This is a genomic window from Wenyingzhuangia gilva, assembly GCF_030519655.1.
Lineage (GTDB): Bacteria > Bacteroidota > Bacteroidia > Flavobacteriales > Flavobacteriaceae > Wenyingzhuangia > Wenyingzhuangia gilva.
In genome coordinates, this window is record NZ_JAUMIT010000006.1 from 98,125 (window position 1) to 118,821 (window position 20,697).

At 29.8% G+C, this 20,697-nt stretch carries 20 protein-coding genes; 6 read left to right on the plus strand and 14 right to left on the minus strand.

All coding sequences use genetic code 11. The features are described 5' to 3' along the window. The first annotated feature begins 40 nt into the window (after window positions 1-40). The 6 genes from QVZ41_RS11860 (at window position 41) to QVZ41_RS11885 (ending at window position 8,696) form a co-directional block, all read left to right on the plus strand. A complete protein-coding gene (locus tag QVZ41_RS11860; protein ID WP_302884806.1) occupies window positions 41-721 on the plus strand; it encodes a response regulator transcription factor in 681 nt (226 codons plus the stop codon). Next, window positions 718-2,088, plus strand: coding sequence for a sensor histidine kinase (locus QVZ41_RS11865; protein ID WP_302884807.1), 1,371 nt, complete (start codon window positions 718-720; stop codon window positions 2,086-2,088). The genes QVZ41_RS11860 and QVZ41_RS11865 overlap by 4 nt, the downstream gene beginning before the upstream one ends. A gap of 69 nt (window positions 2,089-2,157) precedes the next feature. Next, the gene (locus QVZ41_RS11870; RefSeq protein ID WP_302884808.1) at window positions 2,158-3,456 is read left to right on the plus strand and encodes a TolC family protein; all 1,299 of its coding nucleotides are present in this window, start codon (window positions 2,158-2,160) and stop codon (window positions 3,454-3,456) included. A gap of 27 nt (window positions 3,457-3,483) precedes the next feature. Further along, window positions 3,484-4,590, plus strand: a complete 1,107-nt coding sequence (locus QVZ41_RS11875; RefSeq protein WP_302884809.1) for an efflux RND transporter periplasmic adaptor subunit — start codon at window positions 3,484-3,486, stop codon at window positions 4,588-4,590. 3 nt (window positions 4,591-4,593) lie between these two features. Beyond that, the gene (locus QVZ41_RS11880; protein WP_302884810.1) at window positions 4,594-7,692 is read left to right on the plus strand and encodes an efflux RND transporter permease subunit; all 3,099 of its coding nucleotides are present in this window, start codon (window positions 4,594-4,596) and stop codon (window positions 7,690-7,692) included. A 2-nt stretch (window positions 7,693-7,694) separates the two neighbouring features. Beyond that, window positions 7,695-8,696 (plus strand): bile acid:sodium symporter family protein, encoded by a 1,002-nt coding sequence (locus QVZ41_RS11885; protein ID WP_302884811.1) that lies wholly within the window; start codon window positions 7,695-7,697, stop codon window positions 8,694-8,696. 205 nt (window positions 8,697-8,901) lie between these two features. On the opposite strand, the gene QVZ41_RS11890 is transcribed toward QVZ41_RS11885, so the two are convergent. The 14 genes from QVZ41_RS11890 to QVZ41_RS11955 all read right to left on the minus strand — a co-directional run bounded on the left by QVZ41_RS11890 (window position 8,902) and on the right by QVZ41_RS11955 (window position 20,694). Next, on the minus strand, window positions 8,902-9,582 hold the full coding sequence (locus tag QVZ41_RS11890) for an SIR2 family NAD-dependent protein deacylase (protein WP_302884812.1): 681 nt from the start codon (window positions 9,580-9,582) through the stop codon (window positions 8,902-8,904). 74 nt (window positions 9,583-9,656) lie between these two features. Next, complete coding sequence (rlmD, locus tag QVZ41_RS11895; RefSeq protein ID WP_302884813.1) at window positions 9,657-11,108, minus strand: 23S rRNA (uracil(1939)-C(5))-methyltransferase RlmD; 1,452 nt, start codon at window positions 11,106-11,108, stop codon at window positions 9,657-9,659. Between the two features lie 52 nt (window positions 11,109-11,160). Beyond that, window positions 11,161-11,619 carry a TspO/MBR family protein gene (locus tag QVZ41_RS11900; RefSeq protein WP_302884814.1) on the minus strand — a complete coding sequence of 153 codons (459 nt, stop codon included), beginning with the start codon at window positions 11,617-11,619 and terminating at the stop codon, window positions 11,161-11,163. A 27-nt stretch (window positions 11,620-11,646) separates the two neighbouring features. After that, window positions 11,647-12,219, minus strand: a complete 573-nt coding sequence (locus QVZ41_RS11905; RefSeq protein WP_302884815.1) for a YdeI/OmpD-associated family protein — start codon at window positions 12,217-12,219, stop codon at window positions 11,647-11,649. Window positions 12,220-12,232: 13 nt separating this feature from the next. Next, window positions 12,233-13,627: a TolC family protein gene (locus QVZ41_RS11910; RefSeq protein WP_302884816.1), complete on the minus strand. Its 1,395-nt coding sequence runs from the start codon at window positions 13,625-13,627 to the stop codon at window positions 12,233-12,235. Next, window positions 13,627-15,012: an HlyD family secretion protein gene (locus QVZ41_RS11915; RefSeq protein ID WP_302884817.1), complete on the minus strand. Its 1,386-nt coding sequence runs from the start codon at window positions 15,010-15,012 to the stop codon at window positions 13,627-13,629. The genes QVZ41_RS11910 and QVZ41_RS11915 overlap by 1 nt, the downstream gene beginning before the upstream one ends. 4 nt (window positions 15,013-15,016) lie before the next feature. After that, entirely contained in the window at window positions 15,017-16,648 is a 1,632-nt protein-coding gene (locus tag QVZ41_RS11920) for a peptidase domain-containing ABC transporter (RefSeq protein ID WP_302884819.1), read from the minus strand. A 312-nt stretch (window positions 16,649-16,960) separates the two neighbouring features. Continuing rightward, window positions 16,961-17,353, minus strand: a complete 393-nt coding sequence (locus tag QVZ41_RS11925; protein WP_302884820.1) for a hypothetical protein — start codon at window positions 17,351-17,353, stop codon at window positions 16,961-16,963. Window positions 17,354-17,383: 30 nt separating this feature from the next. Next, the gene (locus QVZ41_RS11930) at window positions 17,384-17,860 is read right to left on the minus strand and encodes an SRPBCC family protein (RefSeq protein ID WP_302884821.1); all 477 of its coding nucleotides are present in this window, start codon (window positions 17,858-17,860) and stop codon (window positions 17,384-17,386) included. Window positions 17,861-17,865: 5 nt separating this feature from the next. Further along, the gene (locus QVZ41_RS11935) at window positions 17,866-18,033 is read right to left on the minus strand and encodes a Lacal_2735 family protein (protein ID WP_302884822.1); all 168 of its coding nucleotides are present in this window, start codon (window positions 18,031-18,033) and stop codon (window positions 17,866-17,868) included. Window positions 18,034-18,044: 11 nt separating this feature from the next. Continuing rightward, the gene (locus QVZ41_RS11940) at window positions 18,045-18,227 is read right to left on the minus strand and encodes a Lacal_2735 family protein (RefSeq protein WP_302884823.1); all 183 of its coding nucleotides are present in this window, start codon (window positions 18,225-18,227) and stop codon (window positions 18,045-18,047) included. 4 nt (window positions 18,228-18,231) lie between these two features. After that, window positions 18,232-18,927, minus strand: a complete 696-nt coding sequence (locus QVZ41_RS11945; protein ID WP_302884824.1) for an SDR family NAD(P)-dependent oxidoreductase — start codon at window positions 18,925-18,927, stop codon at window positions 18,232-18,234. 4 nt (window positions 18,928-18,931) lie between these two features. Next, window positions 18,932-19,210, minus strand: a complete 279-nt coding sequence (locus QVZ41_RS11950; protein ID WP_302884825.1) for a TIGR03643 family protein — start codon at window positions 19,208-19,210, stop codon at window positions 18,932-18,934. Then, window positions 19,210-20,694: a cryptochrome/deoxyribodipyrimidine photo-lyase family protein gene (locus QVZ41_RS11955; protein WP_302884826.1), complete on the minus strand. Its 1,485-nt coding sequence runs from the start codon at window positions 20,692-20,694 to the stop codon at window positions 19,210-19,212. Before QVZ41_RS11955 ends, QVZ41_RS11950 begins: the two co-directional genes overlap by 1 nt. Window positions 20,695-20,697: the final 3 nt, after the last annotated feature.

Here is a 20,697-nt window from a genome sequence, read left to right on the forward strand (position 1 = left end):
AAATTATAAAACTAAGGAGATTAGTTTTATTTTTACAGGGATGAATATATTAATTATAGAAGACGATTTAACGTTAAGTCAAAATATTAGCCAGGCTTTACATGCGGAAACCTATCACACAGAGGTAGTGTATGATGGTTTTTTAGCTAAAAGATTGTTGAAAAAAACAGCTTTTGATTGTATAATTATGGATATTAATTTACCTGGTAAAAATGGATTTGAATTGTGTAAATATTTTAGACAATTTAACACCACAACACCTGTAATAATGCTAACCGCTTTTGGTGAATTAGAAGATAAAATAGAAGGTTTTAATTGTGGAGCAGATGATTACTTAACCAAACCCTTTTATATGAGAGAGTTGATTATTAGAATTAACGCTTTGTTAAAAAGAAACAAAACTTCATCAAATCAAAATAATACTGTTTTAACAACGGAAGATATTACACTAAATCAATCAACTAAAAAAGTCACAAGACAAGGAACAGAAATTGTATTGACTCCAAGGGAATATCAAATATTACTTAAGTTGTTAGAAAACAAAGGAGAAATTATTTCTAAATCAGATTTAATTAAGGAAATATGGGGAACATCTTTTGATACCAATACCAATACGATAGAGGTGTATATTAATTTTTTAAGAAATAAATTAGACAAGCCTTTTGGTAAAAAAACAATTAAAACAAAAGTTGGATACGGATATTATTTGGATTTAGAATGAAAATAAGAAATAAAATAGTTCTTTATTTTACCACAACGGTTATAGCATTATCGGCTACATCGCTTACCATTGTTTATTTTTTATTTGCAGAGTATAGAGAAGAAGAGTTTCAACAACAACAAAAGAAAAAAATAGAGTTTACGGTAAAACAAATAGCCAAGTATAAAATCATGAGTGAAAATTTAGCTCATATTATGGATGAACTCACTATACATGATTTTTATGATGAGAAAATGCTCATTTACGATGGACAAAAAAAACTTATTTTTTCTAGTATTGATGATTTGCCCATAAACAAACACAAAACGATATTAAAAAAACTATCAGTTTCTAAAGATTGGATAGAAACTAAAGAAGAAAACTACGACTTAATAGGATTGTACACAGAGTATAATCATAAAGGATTTTATGCCATAAGTAAGGCTTACGATGCTTTTGGTTATTCAAAAATGTACTTTTTAAAAACAGTATTAATAGGGATTTTTGCTTTTATTACGCTGGTTATTGTATTGATATCTCTTTATATTTCCAATAAAATATCAAAACCATTAACTGTTTTGTCAGAAAAACTTTCAAAGTTTGATTTGGGTAATGAATCAATAATGCAGCTAGAGGTAGAAACTTCTTCTTATGAATTAACCCATTTAACCAATAGATTTAATGAGTTAATTAAAAGAACAAATGAAACTTTTGCTTTTCAAAAACACACAACTCATCATATATCCCATCAGCTAAAAACACCTATAGCTATATTGGTTTCTGAGTTAGAGAGAATTAATCTTTACAATAATATTGATGAAATAAAGCCTGAGATTGAAGCTCAAATTAACAGAGCAAAGTTTCTGGGAAATATTATTAATGTTTTGTTAGAAATTTCAAAAGTTGAGTCGGGACAAAAAATAAAAGAACAATCTTTTAGAGCTGATGAACTTATATTTGACATCATGGATGAGCTAATAATTGTTTATCCAAACTTTAATTTTGAAATAAATTATGAGCCCAATAACATTGAAGAAAAGAGTTTGATAATTAAAGGAAATAAAATGCTAGTAAGGCAAGCATTTATGAATTTAATGGTAAATGCTGTAAACTATGCTCATTATTCAAAATCAGAAATAAAACTAGATTGCACCTCTAATGAACATTTAAAAGTATCATTTTTAAATCATGGAACTCCAATATTAAAAGAAGAACAAAAGTATCTATTCAAACACTTTTTTAGAGGAGAAAATAGTAGGAACAAAGCAGGTTTTGGTTTGGGGCTTGTTTTAACTAAAAAAATTATAGACTTAAGTAATGGAAATATTACCTATGATTCTCCTTTTGACAATTTAAATGTTTTTGAAGTAAATTTTCCCTTAAGATAATCTTTATCCATTTTAAGTTCTTTTTAAGGTTGTTGTACGGATTTTCGTAATTCAAAACAACTATTAGAAATGAATATTATTAAATCGGGTAAACTTTTGTGGTTTTTTCTACTGTCAAGTCCTTTTATTCACGGGCAAGAGGTTTTAGAAATTAAAAGAGAACAAGGAGAGGCAATTTTTTTAAAAGAGAACTTATTGCTAATTGCCCAGAAATTAGAAATTTCACAAGCAGAGGCACAAGTAATACAGGCTAAATTGTGGCCAAATCCTACTTTAACTGTAGATCAGGTAAATTTATGGGCAACAGAAAAACAAACTTCAGATGGACAAGGAATTCCAGCTTTAGGAAATATTCTTGGAGAAAATAGACAGTTTTCCTTTGAGTTTGAACAACTAATTCAAACCGCAAATAAGAGAAAAAAACTAATAGCTTTAGAAAAAGTATCTGTAGAAAAATCTAAACAATATTTTGAAGATATTTTAAGAAATTTAAAAATTGAATTTAGAAACAGCTTTACCGATCTTGAATACTTACAACTTAGTAAACAAGTATATCAAGAACAAATATCTTCTCTAGAAACACTAACAAGTGCTTATGAAAATCAGGTTGTACAAGGGAATTATTCAAAAGCAGAATATATTAGAATTAAAGCTTTAGAACTAGAACTTAAAAAAGAATTAAATTCTTTAATAGAACAAGAGAATGAAGTACAACAAGAACTTAAAAACTTAATGCATGTACCTTCTAATATTGTTTTAAAAATAAAAGAAGAAGGATTTTTAAAACCAATAAATAAGGTAGAAGATTTACTATTAAACTCACTTTTTTTAGAAGCTCAAAAAAATCGTCCAGATTATAAGCTAAGCAAACTTCAAATTGAGTATGCAGATAAATTATATGCATATGAAAAATCTCAAAAAGTTCCAGATGTTACTTTTATTGCCGGTTATGATAGAGGTGGTAACGCTTTATGGGATTTTGTAGGCTTTGGACTTTCTATAGACTTACCCTTTTTTAATAGAAATCAAGGTAATATTAAAAAGGCCAAGGCAGAACAAAGTCAGGCAAATATACTTTTTCATCAGAAAGAATTAGCCTTAGAAAATGAAATATTTAAAGGTGTTAAAAACTTACAAAATGCAATAGATTTTTATAGTGAAATCGACCTGGATTATGACGAAAGTTTAAATATGTTGATAAAATCTTACACCAAAAATTTTAGAGATAGACAAATTAGTTTGTTAGAATATAAGGATTTTTTAGACGCCTATTTAGAAAATAAGATCATCATACTAGAAGCTCAAAAGGAAATAAACGAAAAGGTTGAGGAGCTTAATTATATCATTGGCTTAGATGTGATTAAATAATTAAAAACATATTTAGAATAAAAAATTATGAATGTATATAAACACATTGTTCTTGCAGCAATATCATCTTTAGTAATTTATGGATGTAAAAATGAAAAAACAACTGCGGTTAAATCTGAAAAAAAAGCTTATTGCTTAAATAAAGATACCAAAAGTAAATTAACATTTTACAATGTTGCAACTAGCCCAGTAACGCAAAGCATTCCTTTAACGGGTGTTGTAGAGGCAAATCCAGATAAAGTAATTCCATTTATTAGTTTGGTGGGTGGAATTGTTTCTAAAACCAATTTTTCTTTAGGAGATAAAGTAATTAAAGGTCAAATATTAGCAGAATTAAGAAGTACGGAGTTAAGTGCTCTAAAAGCTGAGTTAAATAATATAGAATCTCAAATTACAGTAGCTAAAAAAAACTTAGCATCTGTAGCATCTATGTATAATGATGGTATTTCTTCTGAAAAAGAATTGTTAGAGGTTAAAAGTGAATTAAATATTCTTAATGCGGATAAAGACAAGGTAGCTGCTAATTTAAATTTATTTAGTGCTAGTTCAGAAAAAGGTGTTTTTCAGATAAAATCTCCTACTACAGGATTTGTTACTCAAAAATCAATTACAGCAGGTTCGCAAATATCCGCAGAAGGAGATCCTTTATTTACAATTTCTGATTTAAGTGATGTTTGGGTAATGGTAAATGTATACGCAAGTAACATTCAAAATATTGAAGTAGGAATGGATACAGAAATAAAAACATTGTCTTATCCAGATGAAATTTTTAAAGCTAAAATAGCCGCCATTTCTCAGGTATTTGATGTAGATGCTAAAGTTTTAAAAGCTAGAGTTGTAATAGAGAATGACAATTTAAAATTAAAACCAGGAATGTTGGTAGATGTTACAGCATTAAAAGAAGTAAAGTTAAATACATTATGTATTCCAGAATCAGCTTTGGTATTCGATAATAGTCAGCATTATGTGGTTGTCTATAAAGAGGATTGTTTTATAGAAAATAGAGTTGTACAAGTTTTAACTACAGGACATGGAAAAGCATTTATATCTAGTGGTTTGACATTAAATGAAAAGATTATATCTAAAAATCAAATTTTGGTATATGATCAAATAAAAAACACTCAAAAAAAATAAAATATGCAAAAGTTCGTTCAAAGCATCGTAGCTTTTTCTTTAAAAAATACTGTTTTCACTTTTTTTTTAACAGCATTACTTTTTGTTGGAGGGATTTATAGTTACATGCACACTCCCATAGAAGCTTTTCCAGATGTTACCAATACCAGAGCTAGAATTATTACACAGTGGCCTGGAAGAAGTGCAGAAGAAGTTGAAAAATTTGTAACATTACCTATGATGAAGGTAATGAATACCATACCTAAAAAAGCAGAAGTAAGATCCATTTCTCTTTTTGGTTTATCAGTAGTAACTGTAATTTTTGAAGAAGAAATAGATGATTTTTATGCACAACAGTACGCTTCTAATAGGTTACAAGGAGTAGATTTACCCGAAGGAGCTGATCCTGAAATAGATCCTCCCTACGGAGCTACGGGAGAAATTTTTAGGTATGTTATTAAAAGTGAAAGACCAATAAAAGAACTCACTGCAATTCACGATTGGGTAATAGAACGAGAATTAGTATCAGTTCCCGGTGTAGCCGATGTGGTTAGTTTCGGTGGAGAAGAAAAAATATATGAAATAAAAATAAATCCAACAGAATTGGCTAATTATGATCTATCTCCTTTAGAGGTTTATGATGCCGTATCTAACAGTAATGTAAACGTAGGAGGAGATATTATAGAAAGAGGAAGTCAGGCATATGTAGTAAGAGGTGTAGGTTTATTAGAAAGTGTAGAGGATATAGAAAATATTTTAATTGAAGTGAGAGGAACTACTCCCATTTTGGTTAAACATGTTGCGGAAGTAAAAATAGGAGCTAAACCAAGACTAGGAGTAGTAGGTTTACAAGATGATGATGATCTTGTAGAAGGAATTGTAGTCATGCTAAGAGGAGAAACTCCTAGCGAGGTTATAAGTAGGTTAAAAGAAAAAATAGCAGATTTAAATGATCGTATTTTACCTAGTGACATTCAGATAGAACCTTTTATAGATCGTACAGAATTAGTAGATACCACCGTAAATACCGTAACAAAAAACCTAGTAGAAGGTATTCTGTTTGTGTCTATTATTGTTTTTGTCTTTTTGTACAATTGGCGACTTACTTTAATTGTAGCCTCTGTAATTCCATTAGCATTTTTGTTTTCTATTATCATGTTAAGAATTATGGGAATGCCTGCCAATCTTATCTCTATGGGATCTTTAGATTTTGGTTTGTTGCTCGAGGGATCTTTGGTCATTTGTGAAGTTGTTTTTGTCGGGCTCGAGAAAAGAGCTCATCAATTAGGAATGGAAAGATTTAATAAAAGTTCTAAAGTTGGAATTATTAAAAAGAGCGCAGGAAGTGTAGCGTCCTATATTTTCTTTGCATTATTTATTCTAATGATTGCTTTGTTACCTATTTTCTCATTTCAAAAAGTAGAAGGTAAAATGTTTACACCTTTGGCTTACACACTAGGATTTGCCTTACTAGGATCTTTAATTTTAAGCTTAACATATGTGCCTGTTATGTGTAAGGTGTTACTAACCAAAAACATTGTAGAAAAAGACAATATAATTACACGAAATTTTAGAAATGGTTTATTTAAAATGTTTCTTTTTTCATCAAAACATAAAAAGACAACCATATATGCTTTTATAGCGCTTTTTATAGTTTCAATTATTGGATTTCTTAACCATGGTTCAGAATTTTTACCAAAATTAAATGAAGGAGCTATCTACATTAGAGCTACACTTCCCAATAGTATAAACATAGAAGAATCAAAGCGTTTAGCTAAGGAAATGAAAACAGATTTAAGAAATTTTAAAGAAGTAAAATTTGCCTTAAATCAAGTAGGAAGACCTAATGATGGTACAGATCCAACAGGTTTCTTTAACATAGAATTTCATATTCAGTTATTTCCAAATTCCGAATGGGAAAGGAAAATAACTAAAGAAGATTTGATTGAAGAAATGAGATTGGTACTTAATAAATATCCAGGAGTTGTTTTTGGATTCAGTCAACCAATTCAAGATAATGTAGAAGAATACGTAGCAGGAGTCAAAAGTTCTTTAGTCATTAAAATTTTTGGTGATGATTTGTTTGAATTAGAAAAATATGCAGATCAAGTAGCAAATAGTATTGAAAATGTTGAAGGAATTGAAGATTTAAATGTTTATAGAAACATAGGTTTACCAGAACTACGCATTAAGTTAGATGAAAAGAAAATGGGTAAATACGGTGTGTCTATGGCAGATGCACAAGCAGTTGTAGAAATGGCAATTGGTGGTCAGGCAGCAACAACTTTTTATGAAAATGAAAGAATGTTTGATGTGAGGATTCGTTTTCAAAAATCATATAGAGATGATAAAGATAAAATCGCCGAAATTTTAATTCCGTCTATGAATGGAAAAAAAATACCATTACGCGAGATAGCTGAAATTAACTTTATCACAGGACCTACGTTTATTTACAGAGAGGGAAGTAGCAGATACATTGCGGTAGGTTTTAGTATTGAAGGAAGAGATTTAGGAAGTACTATTGCCGAAGCAAAAGAAAAAGTAGCAGCTCAGGTTCAATTACCAAAAGCAAATAAAATGGTTTGGGCAGGAGAATTTGAGTCAAAAGAAAGAGCAACCAAACAATTAGCTATGATTGTTCCAGTGTCTTTATTGTTAATAATGTTTTTATTGTGGTTAAATTTTAAAGGAAATTTACACGATACTGTTGTTTCATTCTTGGTAATTCCATTTGCATTTATAGGAGGATTTATATCATTGTGGGTTACGGGAACTACTTTTGGAATTTCAGCAGGAATAGGATTTATTATTCTTTTTGGTGTAGCAACCATTGATGGAATTGTATTAATAGGAAACATAAGAGAAAATTTAAATAATAAAGCACCCTTAAAAGAAGCTATTTCAAATGCTGTTTTTAGTAGAATTAGACCTGTTTTAATGATTGCTTTAATGGGAGCTGTAGGTTTGTTGCCAGCTGCTTTATCAACTGGAATGGGATCAGAAGTACAAAAGCCTTTGGCTATTATGATTGTTGGTGGATTGATTGTTTGTATGCTTTTATCATTAACGGTTCTTCCTCAAGTATACTATTTGGTGTTAAAAAAATCTAAAGAAAAACGATAAGTATGAAAATAGATAAGTTTGTTATTTGTATTGTTTGTGTAGTTATTATGGCTTATTTATTTCCACAATACGGAAGTAGTTCAAGTAGTATACCATTAGATGCTATTGGTAGTATTGGAATTTCTTTGATTTTCTTTTTTTATGGAGTAAAATTAAGTCCTGATAAAATTAAATCAGGTTTAAAAAATTGGAAGTTGCACATTTTAGTGCAGCTTACCACTTTTTTAATTTTTCCTATTTTTATTTTTATTTTTTATCCATTTATAAGTTCTAATGGTTTTATGGATATATGGATTGCTTTTCTATTTTTAGCAGCACTGCCATCAACAGTATCATCATCAGTGGTCATGGTTTCTATTGCAAAAGGAAATATTCCTGCAGCAATTTTTAACGCAAGTATTTCTGGTTTAATCGGAATTTTGGTAACACCACTTTGGATGGGGATGTTTTTAAATCAAATGTCAACGGATTATAGCTTAACAGAGGTTTATTTAAAACTATTAATAGAAGTTGTTTTACCAGTTGTATTAGGGGGGATATTACAAAAGTATTTAGGGACAAAGGTTAGCAAATACAATAAAGCATTAACATTGTTTGATAAATCTGTGATTTTATTAATTATATATAAAAGTTTCTCAGAATCTTTTGAAAAAAATGTTTTTAGTGGAATTGATAAAGCAGATTTTTTTTATATCATTTTAGGAGTTTCTATGTTGTTTTATGGAGTCTATTTTTTTACTGGATTTATCAGTGACAAATTAAAATTTAATAGAGAAGATAAAATTACAGCACAATTTTGTGGAACCAAAAAATCATTGGTACATGGAACAATTTTTTCAAAAATTTTATTTCAAAACGCAATGTCTGTAGGATTTGTATTGCTTCCTTTAATGATGTTTCATGCCTTACAAATACTAGTCATCAGTATTATAGCTACAAAGCTAACCAATAGAAAGAGTCTTGAGCCTAAAATAAATAGAACTAAAATTAAATTAGTTTCATAAATCAAAATATCACAAAGAAAAGGTGATAAATAATCAAACACTGTTTTGTAACCGTAAAACTTTTATATTAAAGTTTGTTTTGTTTTTTGATAGGCGAGGAGACTTGTTTTTAATAGTCTCCTTTGTCTTAAAACATTTTTGTATTATTAGTTTAGTTTTTTGATAGACGGGAGGTTATCGCTATAATGATAACTTCCCTTTCTTTTTAATTTAAATACTGTTCTAAAATTTTAACTCCCGCTACGGCTGTTGCTTTGATACAAGTAAAATGACTGGGCACATGGATTTCATCAACTTTAGGATCTATAATAAAAACAGGACAATTGTTGGGGATATTATGGATTAATCCTGCAGCAGGATATACTTGTAAACTGGTTCCAATAATCACAAAAATATCGGCAGATTCACAAATTTTGGCAGCTTTTTCTAGCATAGGAACTTCTTCTCCAAACCAAACTATGTTAGGTCTTAATTGATGTCCTTTTGGGCAAACATCTCCCAGATTAATTTCCTTTCCTGAAATATCAATCACATAATTATTGTCTACTTCACTTTTGGCTTCAGATAATTTTCCGTGTAAATGAGTCACGTTTTCAGCACCTGCTCGTTCGTGCAAATCATCTACATTTTGAGTAATAATCTGCACGTTGAATTTTTCTTGTAAATCAGCTAAAAATAAATGGGCTGCGTTAGGCTGTACACTTTCTGCTTGCGCTCTTCTTTTGTTATAAAAATCTAAAACCAAAGCAGGATTTTGGTGCCAGCCTCTAATAGAAGCTACTTCCATTACATCGTGGTTTTCCCACAAACCATTGCTGTCTCTAAACGTTTTAATACCACTTTCGGCACTAATTCCTGCACCCGTTAAAATGACTAATTTTTTCATAAGCTTAAAGATAAAAAAAAGCCTCTTTACTTTCGTAAAGAGACTCAAGAACTGGGAGGTTCTTAATCATACTTTTATTTTTCAAAAAGTATAATACTTTCAATATGTGCAGTATGAGGAAACTGATCAACCAAACTCATTTTTGATATTTTGTAACCAGCTTGTCTTAAAATTTCGGTATCTCTGGCTTGTGTAGCAGGATTACAAGAAACGTAAACCATTCTGCTCGCACCAATTTTAATGACTTTATCTAATGTTTTAGGAGCAATTCCTGCTCTTGGTGGATCTAAAACAATGGTTTCTATTTTTCCTTTGTATTGTGGATATTCTACTAAGAATTTACCAACATCGGCTGCGTAAAAATCTACACCTTTGATTCCGTTTCGTTCAGCATTCTTTTTAGCATCTTTAATGGCATCAGCTACAATATCAACTCCAATAATTTGCGTTCCTGTGGTTTTAGAAGCTAATATTTGTCCAATAGTTCCTGTTCCACAGAATAAGTCCATTACTATTTTTCCGTTTACAGTTTCTGCTTTTTCTAAAGCGTAATCTATGACTTTACTATAAAGTTTTTCGGCAGATTTTGGATTGGTTTGGAAGAAACTCTTCATAGAAATTTCAAAGTTTAATCCTAGTAAATTTTCTACAATTCTGTCTTCTCCAAAAATTAAACGTTCGTTACCAGTAACAGCCAAAGTTCTGTCACCAATTTCATCGTTGGTAGTGTGAATCAATCCTGCAATTCTATCTCCAAACAATTCTTTTAATAAGGCAACAAATCCATCCATATCAAAATGAGAGATTTGTGGAGATGTTGTTACCAAATTACATAAAATTTGATTGGTTTTGTAACTTTTACGAATTACAAAATAACGGAAAAATCCTTTTTTTTGTGGAGCATGCCAAGGTTCTAGACCAGAATCAATACAAAATTGACGTATGTGTTTTAAGTTGTTTTCTACTTGCGCATCAAACAAACCAGAATCTTTGTCTAAATTTTCTGCACACCACCAAGTACCACGTTTTTTGAATCCTAAAGCAAATTCATCAACATCTGTTTTTTGTTCAAAATCGTAACGGATGGCAGAAAATCCATATTCCATTTTGTTACGGTAATGGAAAACTTCTGGCGAAGCAATAAATTCATCAAACAAGTCTTCTATATTTTCAACTTTACCAATACGTTTAAACAATTCTAAGGTGCTTGTTTTTTTGTATTTGTGTTGAATCTCAATAGGTAATTTAATATACGGAGCTCCTGGAATGGCTTGAAAAGGCACATCTTTTTCTTGATCAGAAGTCTCTAAAACATCAAACAATTTAGCCTCTGCATAACGTTTGCTTGTTTTGTTTATTTGACATCTAACTGTTTGACCAGGTAAGGTATTGGGCACAAAAACCACAAATTCACCTTCCTCGTTTCTAATTCTACCGATTCCTTTTCCTCCAAAGGCGTAGTCTTCTATTGTAATAGAAATGATTTCACCTCTTTTTACAAATTTGTTTCGTTCTCTTTTTGGCATTCGGCAAATTTACCTTTTTATTGGCACAAAAAAACGAGAGAACCTCAAAATTTTAATTCATAAAAACAATGTAAGCATTTAAAGAAGTGGCTATAAGTAACCACAGAAAATAAGGAGCAATCCAAAGAGATTTTAACTTTAGCAAATCATAGTTCTTAAATAAGAAAATTCCCACCACAATGGTTAAAGCGATAATAGTAATCAATCCTAGAATGGTTTGATGGAAATAGAAAAAAATAGGATTCCAGCTAACATTCAAAATCCATTGAATAGCAAATAAGGTAATCAACATTTTTTTGTTTTCATGTTTTGGGTAAATGGAAGACATGTAAATGGCAAAACAAACCATAATGGTAGACCATGCAATTCCAAACATATAACCAGGAGGTGTCCAAGGGGCTTTGTTGGCATTGGCATACCAATCTGAATTTACGCCTGCATTGGTAAACAAACCACCAATAGCTAAAGCGGTAAAATTGATGACTAAAAACAATAAAATTTTTTTAAACATAGTTTATAATTTTAGTAATGAAAACGATTATGGTTTTTGATGATTTTCCATTTGTAAGGCAATTTCATCAATACGTTTTTGTCTTGTTTCAGGTTTTTTAGCTGATATGATTTTGTATAAGAGTATTTTACGTAATGATTTACTCAAGCTCATAAAAAAGTCTTTGGCATTTTTGTGTTTACTTAAGGCTATTTCTAAATCTTGTGGAATTATAAGCGCTTCTACCGTATCTAAAATAGTCCAAGAACCATTTTGTTTAGCCGTTTTAACACTTTCCATACCAGCTTCTTTCATCAATCCTTGTTTGGTTAAAGTTTCAATTTTATCCTTGTTAACTTTGGACCAATTGCTTTTGGGTTTTCTTTTGCAAAAGTACTGTATGTATTTTTCGGAGTCTATAGGTTTTTTGGTACTATCAATCCATCCAAAACATAAAGCTTGGTCTACAGCATCACTCCAACTAATAGTTGGTTTGTTAGTGTGTTTTTTATAGAATAACACCCAAACAGAGTCTTTACTTATATGATTATTTTCAAGCCAAAGCCTCCATTCTAGTTGATTAGATGGATAAAAACTATTGATTTTCTCTTTTTTAGTCATGCAGTAGCTATCATCATAAATCGTTTGGCACAATGTTGTTGGTTAGCAATAAATAATCTAAATAATTAAGAATTAATTTGTTCTGACTGCTCAATAATTTTAGTTCTGATTCAATTAACTTTTCTTGTCTTTTGTTGATTAAAAACAGAGAACTTTCACCATACTCAAACTTTTTAGATTCTGCAGCCAATAAGGTTTGGTATCCAATAATGTTTTTTTCTAACAAACTTATTTGTGTAATTAAAGCTTGTTGATTTCTTTTATTGGCGACTATTTTATTGTTGATCTCAGTTTTCTTAAAAGCTATTTCGTAATTAATTTCTTCAACGGCATATTTACTTTCTTGTAACTTTCCTCTTTCATTTCTAAAAAAGATAGGAAAAGTTAAACTAGCTCCCCATTTGTAATTGTCTGCTGATAAAGCTGCAACACCAACATTGTCATCATTGGTTTTTAAAAGCTGATTATATTTTAGTTTTAATTTAGGTTTTAATTTTTCTCGATTTAGTTTTTGTTTTAAAATCAAGGATTCTTTTTTAGCACTTTTTTCTGCAATAATTGGAATGCTGTCTAAATTGTTGTTTAAAGGAATTTCATCAAACTTATGAGGGATAATGTTGCTTTCTGGCTCTACATTTGGTTGTAATGAAACAGGTACATTTTCTAACCATAAATGATTTTCTACCTTTAATCTTTTTTCATTTAAAAGCTGTTGATATTTAACCAAATCTATTTGATTATTTTGTAAATATACAGTAGCTTCTAAAGTATCAATAGTAGTTTTTTCACCACTTGCCAAGGCACTTTTTACGTTTTTTAAATATAGCTCACTCAGTTTTAAATTGTCTTTTAAAATTTCACAAATAGAACTGTATTGCTGCCATTCAGCATAAGCTTTAGACGCTTCATACACCAAGTTGTTTAATAATTCTAACTGTTGATTTTTAGCAATTTCTTGATAAACTTTGGCTTGTTTTAAAGCAGTTTTTCTTGGGTTGGTTAATAGTCCTTGTAATACGTCAATTTCTACTCCTGCACTCCACAATCCGCTATTGCTTGTTTTGTTTTCAGGATTTAAATTATATCCAGAATTGTTGTCAAAACCTCCAGTAATAGCAATTCCTAAGGATGTTGGAATGGTGATTTTATTTTTAAAAAGATTGTAATATTGTTTTCCTTCAAAATCTTTTTGATCGATGCTAGAAGTTAAATATGGATCTAATCCTCCTTTGGCACTTAATAATTTTGCTTTGGCAACTTTTTCTTTTAATTGTGCACTTTTGGCAATAGGATGTTCACTAATTACATTGTATATAAACTCGTTATAGGTTAATGTATTTAAGGAATCTGTTTGCGCATAGCTATTAAATCCCAAAATAAGTAAAAGTATATAAATAGCTTTTTTCATTATTTTACAGATTTTATAGGAGCTTTAGTTTTTACTTCAGATTCACCACTATTATGATCCTCATTTGCTCTATAAAAGTCTGGAGGGAATCCGTTTAAGTTTCTCCATAATTCATACCAAATAGGTACATCTTTTAGTAATACAAAAGTATAAGTACCTGTTCCAACTCTTAAGTTTTCAGGCCATTTTTTTTCTTTTTCATCTGGAGCTATTAACACACGATATTTTCCATTATTACTAATGTGTTGGTCTAAAGCAAAAATTTTTCCAGAAAAAATACCTGTAGACTTTTCAGGCCATCCACTAATGACCATGGCAGGCCAACCATCAAATTGCAAACGACAGTGATCATTGATTCTCAGCAATGGTAAATCTTGCGGTTTTACATAAATTTCAACTGCCAAATCGTAACTGGCAGGCATAATGGTTAAAATATCTGTTCCTTCTTTAATTAATTGTCCCGTTCCCTTTTTAATGGTTTTGGTAATATACCCATCGGTAGGAGAGGTAATGTAGTACAGACTTTGTCTTTGTTGATAATTACTTAATTGGTTTTGTAATTTTGAGGTGTTAGAGCGTGCATCTAGCTTTGCTGATAAAGCACTCTGAATATCAGAATTTGTTTTAGAAATTTTTTGATTGTAATCTTGTTCTGTTGATGATAATTCTAATTTAAAATTAATCAACATGTTTTTTTGGTTTTCTAACTTGTTTTGTTGAGACAAATAAGCTGCATAAACCTCTTGTTTTTTTAACTCCTTTTCTTGTAATTCAGATAATGATTTTAATCCTTGATCATGAAGTTCTTTGGTACGCTTATATTGGTTAGCAGCAATTTCGTACTTAATTTTATATGCGTTTAAATCAATGCTATCAATGTTAATTTTGTTTTTGGTTTGAATAATTTTATTACGAACCTGTTCTAATTTTAACATTCTACTTTCTCTAATAGAAGCCAGTTGTGCTTTTAATGCAATAACTTTATCATCATAAGAAGTAATGCTTTCACTTTTAGCATCTACTTGTTCTTGCGTTCTAGAAATTAAATTAGGATCAAAATAATCATTTTTAACTTCGGTAATATAAATAAGAGTATCTCCTTTGCTTACATAATTTCCTTCTCTAACATACCATTTTTCTAACCTCCCCGAAATAATAGACTGAATAGGTTGTGGTCTTTGTTCAGGTAAAAGTGTGGTTACATATCCTTTTCCTTTAATATTTTGTGTCCATGGCACAAAAATAATAATGAGGAATAAAACAATAATCACAATACCATTATAAACCCTTTTCTTTTTAGGGTCTTTATCGTTTAAATATTTATGTGATTTATAGTTGTTTAGCTTCACAAATTTGCTAATGCTATTTTCTGATATATTTAACATGAGCTTATAATTTTATGATTTGATTAGCCTTGTCTGCCCAATATAAATAATCGGCAATAACAATAACGGTCCATGATTTTTCTTCATCCATAATAAAATCTATGATGGCTTTTTTCTCTGTTTCATCAATAAACTGTAAAGGATCTTCTAACAATAAAATTGAAGGATTGTTGACTAAATATCTGGCCAATATAATTTTTTGAATCGTACTTTTTGGCATACGTCTACCTCTAGAATCTACTTTGGTTTTAATTCCGTCTTTTTGTTTAGAAATAAAATCAGTTAAAAATAATTTGCTTAAAACAGTGTTTAATTCCTTATCCTCTACCTCTCTATTCATTAAAATATTTTCTTCAATGGTTCCTTCAAACAAACCAGTATTTGGACTGATAAATCCAATTTGATTGTGTAAAGATTCAAGAGAATAATATTCTGATGGTCTATTGTTAAACAAAACAGTACCTGTGTCTAAAGTTTGTATTCTAGCAATAATATTTAATAAAGTAGATTTTCCTTTACCAGTATTTCCTTTTAGCCAAACTTTAGATTTTGGTTTTATCTTTACTGATAAATTTTCAAAAACATAATTTTCTTGATTTGGATATTTAAAAGAAACATCAGCAAGTTCTATAGAAACACCATTAGTATTCTGTTCAAATTCTCCATTACCATTATCTTGGTCTAATTCTAAATCGGTAACATGACCAATTTTATCTAGAGCGGTTAAAACATCATAAATGGTTTCTACAATTCTAGTGATTTTTTCTACAGAGTTAATAATCATAATAATAATGATTTCAGAAGCCACAAACTGACCAATGTTCATTTCTTGATTAAAAACCAGAACTCCTCCTAGAACCAATAAACCAGCTGCCACCCAAACTTTAAATCCTACAAAAAGAACAAATTGTTTAATTAATATTTTAAAGTGTTTTTCTCTATTTTCTAAATAATGTAAATTAACATCATCTGTTTTTTCTAAGTGAAGATTTCCTTTGTTTAATACTTTAAATGTTTTGGTGTTACTAGCTATTTCTTCTAACCAGTGAGCCAACATATATTTGTATTTACTTTCTTTAATACTTGTTTCTAGCCCCTTAGGTCCGGTAATTTTAAAGATTAAATATATAATTAGGATAAGAGAAATTCCTAACATAATAAAGTAAGAACTGTAGAAAGTAAGGAGTATCAAACCAAAAGTGATTTGAAAAGCTGCCATAGAAAAATCTATCAAAATTTTAGGCAATCCTTTCTGAATCGTCAATACGTCAAAAAATCGATTGACTAGTTCGGGTGCGTGAACTTTATCTAAATTAATTTGTTTTATTTTAGGAATTCTATAAGCAAATTCAAATGCTGATTTTGCAAAAATATCTTGTTGAATATCTTCAACAATCCTAAGTTGATTGATTTGTATTTTTCCTGTAATTGCAATACCAATTAAAACAAAAGCGACTAAAACAATCCAAGAAGTTGTTAACTCCCCTGTTTGTAAATAATTAATAATAGCTTGTATTCCTAAAGGTAGAGATAGGTTTACTACCCCACTAATTATGGCATAATAATATATAAGTCTTATTGGTTTTTTATAGGGTTTAATTAAATTCCAAAACCTGACTAATGGCGATAATGTCATATGATTTTTTTTATTCAAAAATAGTGAATAGATTGCTTTTTGATAAGAATATGCTTAGCAATATTTATGCCTATTTTGTTGTTGATTAATAGCTTGTCTAAATATTAAGATGTTCTATAAGTTAGCTTTCTTTATAAAAACTAGTTGGTTGGTTGTTCGTTTAATAATCAATAAACTAAATTTAAAAGATTAAAAAAGGTCTTTTTTTAGAGTAATGATTAATGGCAAGGATATTTATAACAAGTAATATATTTAATAAATAGCAATTAAATCCTATAGTTATAAAAACAAGGATTTTGTCTAATATATTATTTATAAATTATACTTTGGTGGAGGAGTATCCAATTGAATATGACCATCAGTAACTTGCACAATAAGTTCATGGAATTTATGCTTTGTTTCTTTTAGTCGTGTCAGTTTTGTTTTAAAAAAAGTTCCCCTAGCTGAAATTAACTCAATATTTAAATTGTTTTTTTGTTTGCAGTCACCAGTTTCATTAGTTTCTTGCTCTTCAATAGCATTTTCAAAATCTAAAACTTTTTCTAGTAAAAACGCAACAATACTATCTTGATTGTTAAAAGATAATTCTTGTGAGTGATTTACAGGGGCAAGCACAGGAATGTCAATACTAATATTAAATAGATGAATTCCTAAAATTCCAAAGAGAATTTTTATAAAAACGTTATTTCTAAATTTTTTTAACACAGGTCAAATATACATTTTTTTAAACTTATACTATACTTGATTAGCTGAGGTTCTAAACATATTGTTAACTATGTTAAATCGGTAATTAAAAATAGTATTTAATTGTTTTTTTATGAATAAATAATTGGCAAAGGCTCCTAAAAATCCAAAAGGAGGTTCATAGGTAACAATATCTTTCATATATATGCCACCATTTTTTTCTTCTAATATATGTTGGTGGTGCCAAAGTTTGTATGGACCTATGCGTTGTTCATCAACAAAATATTTTTTAGGCACTACATGAGTGATTTCTGTAACCCATTTGGTAGGAATCCCTAATATGGGTTTTATTATATAGCTAATAATCATTCCTTGATACATTTTATCATCCTTATTGTCCGAAGTAATGTCAAATCCCATATGTGGAGGAGTAATATGTTTTAGGTTTTTGGGAGATGATATAAAATCCCAAACCTCTTCTAAACTAGCATTGATAAATTGCTCTTTTTTTAATTGATAAAATGCCATGATGATTATTTTTTTAATTCTTTAATTTTGATTGCTATTTGCTCTGCTTCATATGTTTTTTCATCACTTTTGGTACGATTGGTTTTAGATAAAATATAAGCTTCATTTAAAAGTTTTTTATATTCTTTTTCTAATTTTTCAGTTTCAGATGTATTTTTAAAAAATGAAAACATATGTGTAAGTTTTAATGATTAACGATGTGTTTTTTTAAACGCTGAATTTTAATGGCAATTTTTTCTGCTTCTTCAATTTTAGCGTAGGCAATGTTTTTGTTTTTGTTAAAAAAAGACAAAGCTTCATTTAGTAGTTTTTGATGTTGTCTTTGTAACTTTTTAATTGGAATTTTAATTAAAAATGGTAGGATCATGATTTTATACTTTTAGGCTTGACATACCACCGTCTACAGCTAAAACTTGGCCAGTTATCCATGAACTTTCATTTGATAACAAAAATTTAACCATGTGAGCAATATCTTTTGGTTGTCCTATTTTTTTTAAAGGATGTCTTTGTGCGTTGGCATCAATCTTAGCTTCAGATCCTAATAACTTTCCAGCTAATGGTGTTTGTGTAATAGAAGGTGCAATACAGTTTACACGAATAGTTGGACTTAATTCTGCCGCCAAACTTCTTGTTAATCCTTCAATAGCTCCTTTAGAACTGGCTACCTGGGTATGAAAGTTAAATCCTTGTTGAACGGCCACCGTAGAAAACAATACGATACTAGGAGTTGTTCCTTTTTTTAAGTTTTTTAAAGAAGCCTGAATGGTTTTTACAGCTCCTACAACTTGTAGATTATAATCACTTAAAAAGTCTTGTGGTTTTATTCTAGCAAAAGGAAGTAAATTAATGCTTCCAGGACAGTATACAATTCCGTCGATTACTTCTGGAATAAAATCAAAAGAAATATTTTCTTGCGTAATATCTACTTGATGAAAATCTACATTAGTAATATTTTCTGGTGTAGAGGTGTTATACGTTCCAATAATTTTGTGCCCTTGTTCACTAAGCAATTTTGCAGTTGCCAATCCAATTCCACTTGATGCTCCAATAATAAGGTAGGTTGCCATAATGTTATCTTTTTGATATTTTGTTATGAGTAATGTTTTTTTGACGAGTACATTTAAAAGATCCTTTTACAAAACTTCTCTTTTTTAAATGTTTGGTATTTCTTCCAGACACTCGTTTTCGCCACATTTTAAAACTGCTGAGTTTCATTTCAGTTCTCATGATTTCAATTATTTCTTGTTCTGAAATTCCAAACTGAAAAGTAATGGCTTCAAAAGGGGTTCTGTCTTCCCAAGCCATTTCTATAATTCTATCTATCTGTTCTATACTAAAATTTGTCTTCATCACCCCGCAATGTTTAATGTACTTTTGTTTAAAGTGTGTTTTGCTAAAATTCTATCGTTTTCTTGCATTACCAAAGGATCATTTTTCATTTCCCATAGAATTTTACTCGCTCTTTTTCTATTTTCTTTTAAGTCAATAATAGGTTCAGGATAATCAACACCCAATTTTATATTGAATAAATTTTGTTCCAAGGGAGTCATAGCGTAAGGTTCATGAATGTGTTTGGTTTGTAAATGTGCCAATTCAGGAACCCATTTTCTAATAAAATTAGCATTGGTGTCGAATTCATATCCGTTTTTTACAGGATTGTAAATTCTTAAGGTATTTATCCCTGTCTCACCTGCTTGCATTTGTACTTGCGCAAAATGTATCCCAGGTTCAAAATCAATAAACATTTTAGACAAATACACAGCACAATCTTGCCAAGGTTGCCATAATAAATGAGTAAAAAAGGAAACAATCATGGCTCTCATTCTAAAGTTTAAATATCCTGTTTCGTTTAAACATCTCATACAAGCATCTATCATAGGAACACCAGTTTGACCAGTTTGCCAAGCTTTTTGATATTTAACAGAAATACTTTTCTTTAACATATGATAGCCTTTGTTTATGCTAGAATCTTCCATGGTATGCTCCATTTCAAATTTTTGTATAAAGTGTGCTTGCCATTTTAATCTAGAGGTAAAAGCATCTAAATCTTTTTTGTTTTTACTTAATGGTCTAATGTTTTTTGCAGCATGCCAAACTTGTCTGGTTGATAAGTTTCCCCATGCCAAATAAGGTGATAATCTACTACAAGATTCTTGAGCCAATTCGGGCTTAGAAATTCCTTTGGTATAATTGATATATCTTTCTTTAAAAAAAGTATTTTGATATTTAAGTGCCTCTGTAACTCCTCCTTTTTGAATAGGAGTGATGATAGGTGTTGATAAATCTGTAACCGTAAATAAAGTTTCTAAATGTTCAATTTCTTTGATGGTAAGTAATTGATTTTTGGGATTAAAATCAATAAGTGGACTTTCCATATAAGCAGTCCATTGTCCTACCCAGCCCCTTCTGTTTTGAACACCTCTTAAAACTCCATTCCATATATTTTCTGTCCAGTTAATTAAATTATTGTGACAGTATCTTGTTATTTTTTGATCTCTGTGATAAGTACACAACAAACCTGTTTCTTGATGAGAAAACAAATCTTGAATATGATAATGTTGCATTAATTGGTTAATGGTAGCAGCAACTTCAGAATTAACGGCTAATATTTTAGAATTGTACTGAATTAGTTCTTTGTTTAAATCAATAATAGATTCTTTAATAAAATTCCAATGTCTTATATCGTAATGAGGGTCTTTGATTAAAAATTCTTCAAACACATATAATAACAATACTTTTTTACCAGTATTGAGAGCGTTAAAAATGGCTTCGTTATCTTGTAATCTAAGATCACGTTTTAGCCAAACAATTGCTAAAGGTTCTTTTGTTTGCATGTT

What these genes read in the sequence shown, in the direction of transcription:
- QVZ41_RS11870 (WP_302884808.1), top strand. Translation starts at nt 2,158, where the DNA reads ATGAATATTATTAAATCGGGTAAACTTTTGTGGTTTTTTCTACTGTCA.
- QVZ41_RS11935 (WP_302884822.1), bottom strand. Translation starts at nt 18,033, where the DNA reads ATGTTTTCATTTTTTAAAAATACATCTGAAACTGAAAAATTAGAAAAA.
- QVZ41_RS11890 (WP_302884812.1), bottom strand. Translation starts at nt 9,582, where the DNA reads ATGAAAAAATTAGTCATTTTAACGGGTGCAGGAATTAGTGCCGAAAGT.
- QVZ41_RS11885 (WP_302884811.1), top strand. Translation starts at nt 7,695, where the DNA reads ATGAAAATAGATAAGTTTGTTATTTGTATTGTTTGTGTAGTTATTATG.
- QVZ41_RS11860 (WP_302884806.1), top strand. Translation starts at nt 41, where the DNA reads ATGAATATATTAATTATAGAAGACGATTTAACGTTAAGTCAAAATATT.
- QVZ41_RS11910 (WP_302884816.1), bottom strand. Translation starts at nt 13,627, where the DNA reads ATGAAAAAAGCTATTTATATACTTTTACTTATTTTGGGATTTAATAGC.
- QVZ41_RS11865 (WP_302884807.1), top strand. Translation starts at nt 718, where the DNA reads ATGAAAATAAGAAATAAAATAGTTCTTTATTTTACCACAACGGTTATA.
- QVZ41_RS11955 (WP_302884826.1), bottom strand. Translation starts at nt 20,694, where the DNA reads ATGCAAACAAAAGAACCTTTAGCAATTGTTTGGCTAAAACGTGATCTT.
- QVZ41_RS11945 (WP_302884824.1), bottom strand. Translation starts at nt 18,927, where the DNA reads ATGGCAACCTACCTTATTATTGGAGCATCAAGTGGAATTGGATTGGCA.
- QVZ41_RS11950 (WP_302884825.1), bottom strand. Translation starts at nt 19,210, where the DNA reads ATGAAGACAAATTTTAGTATAGAACAGATAGATAGAATTATAGAAATG.
- QVZ41_RS11915 (WP_302884817.1), bottom strand. Translation starts at nt 15,012, where the DNA reads ATGTTAAATATATCAGAAAATAGCATTAGCAAATTTGTGAAGCTAAAC.
- QVZ41_RS11880 (WP_302884810.1), top strand. Translation starts at nt 4,594, where the DNA reads ATGCAAAAGTTCGTTCAAAGCATCGTAGCTTTTTCTTTAAAAAATACT.
- QVZ41_RS11875 (WP_302884809.1), top strand. Translation starts at nt 3,484, where the DNA reads ATGAATGTATATAAACACATTGTTCTTGCAGCAATATCATCTTTAGTA.
- QVZ41_RS11940 (WP_302884823.1), bottom strand. Translation starts at nt 18,227, where the DNA reads ATGATCCTACCATTTTTAATTAAAATTCCAATTAAAAAGTTACAAAGA.
- QVZ41_RS11930 (WP_302884821.1), bottom strand. Translation starts at nt 17,860, where the DNA reads ATGGCATTTTATCAATTAAAAAAAGAGCAATTTATCAATGCTAGTTTA.
- QVZ41_RS11920 (WP_302884819.1), bottom strand. Translation starts at nt 16,648, where the DNA reads ATGACATTATCGCCATTAGTCAGGTTTTGGAATTTAATTAAACCCTAT.
- QVZ41_RS11905 (WP_302884815.1), bottom strand. Translation starts at nt 12,219, where the DNA reads ATGACTAAAAAAGAGAAAATCAATAGTTTTTATCCATCTAATCAACTA.
- QVZ41_RS11900 (WP_302884814.1), bottom strand. Translation starts at nt 11,619, where the DNA reads ATGTTTAAAAAAATTTTATTGTTTTTAGTCATCAATTTTACCGCTTTA.
- rlmD (WP_302884813.1), bottom strand. Translation starts at nt 11,108, where the DNA reads ATGCCAAAAAGAGAACGAAACAAATTTGTAAAAAGAGGTGAAATCATT.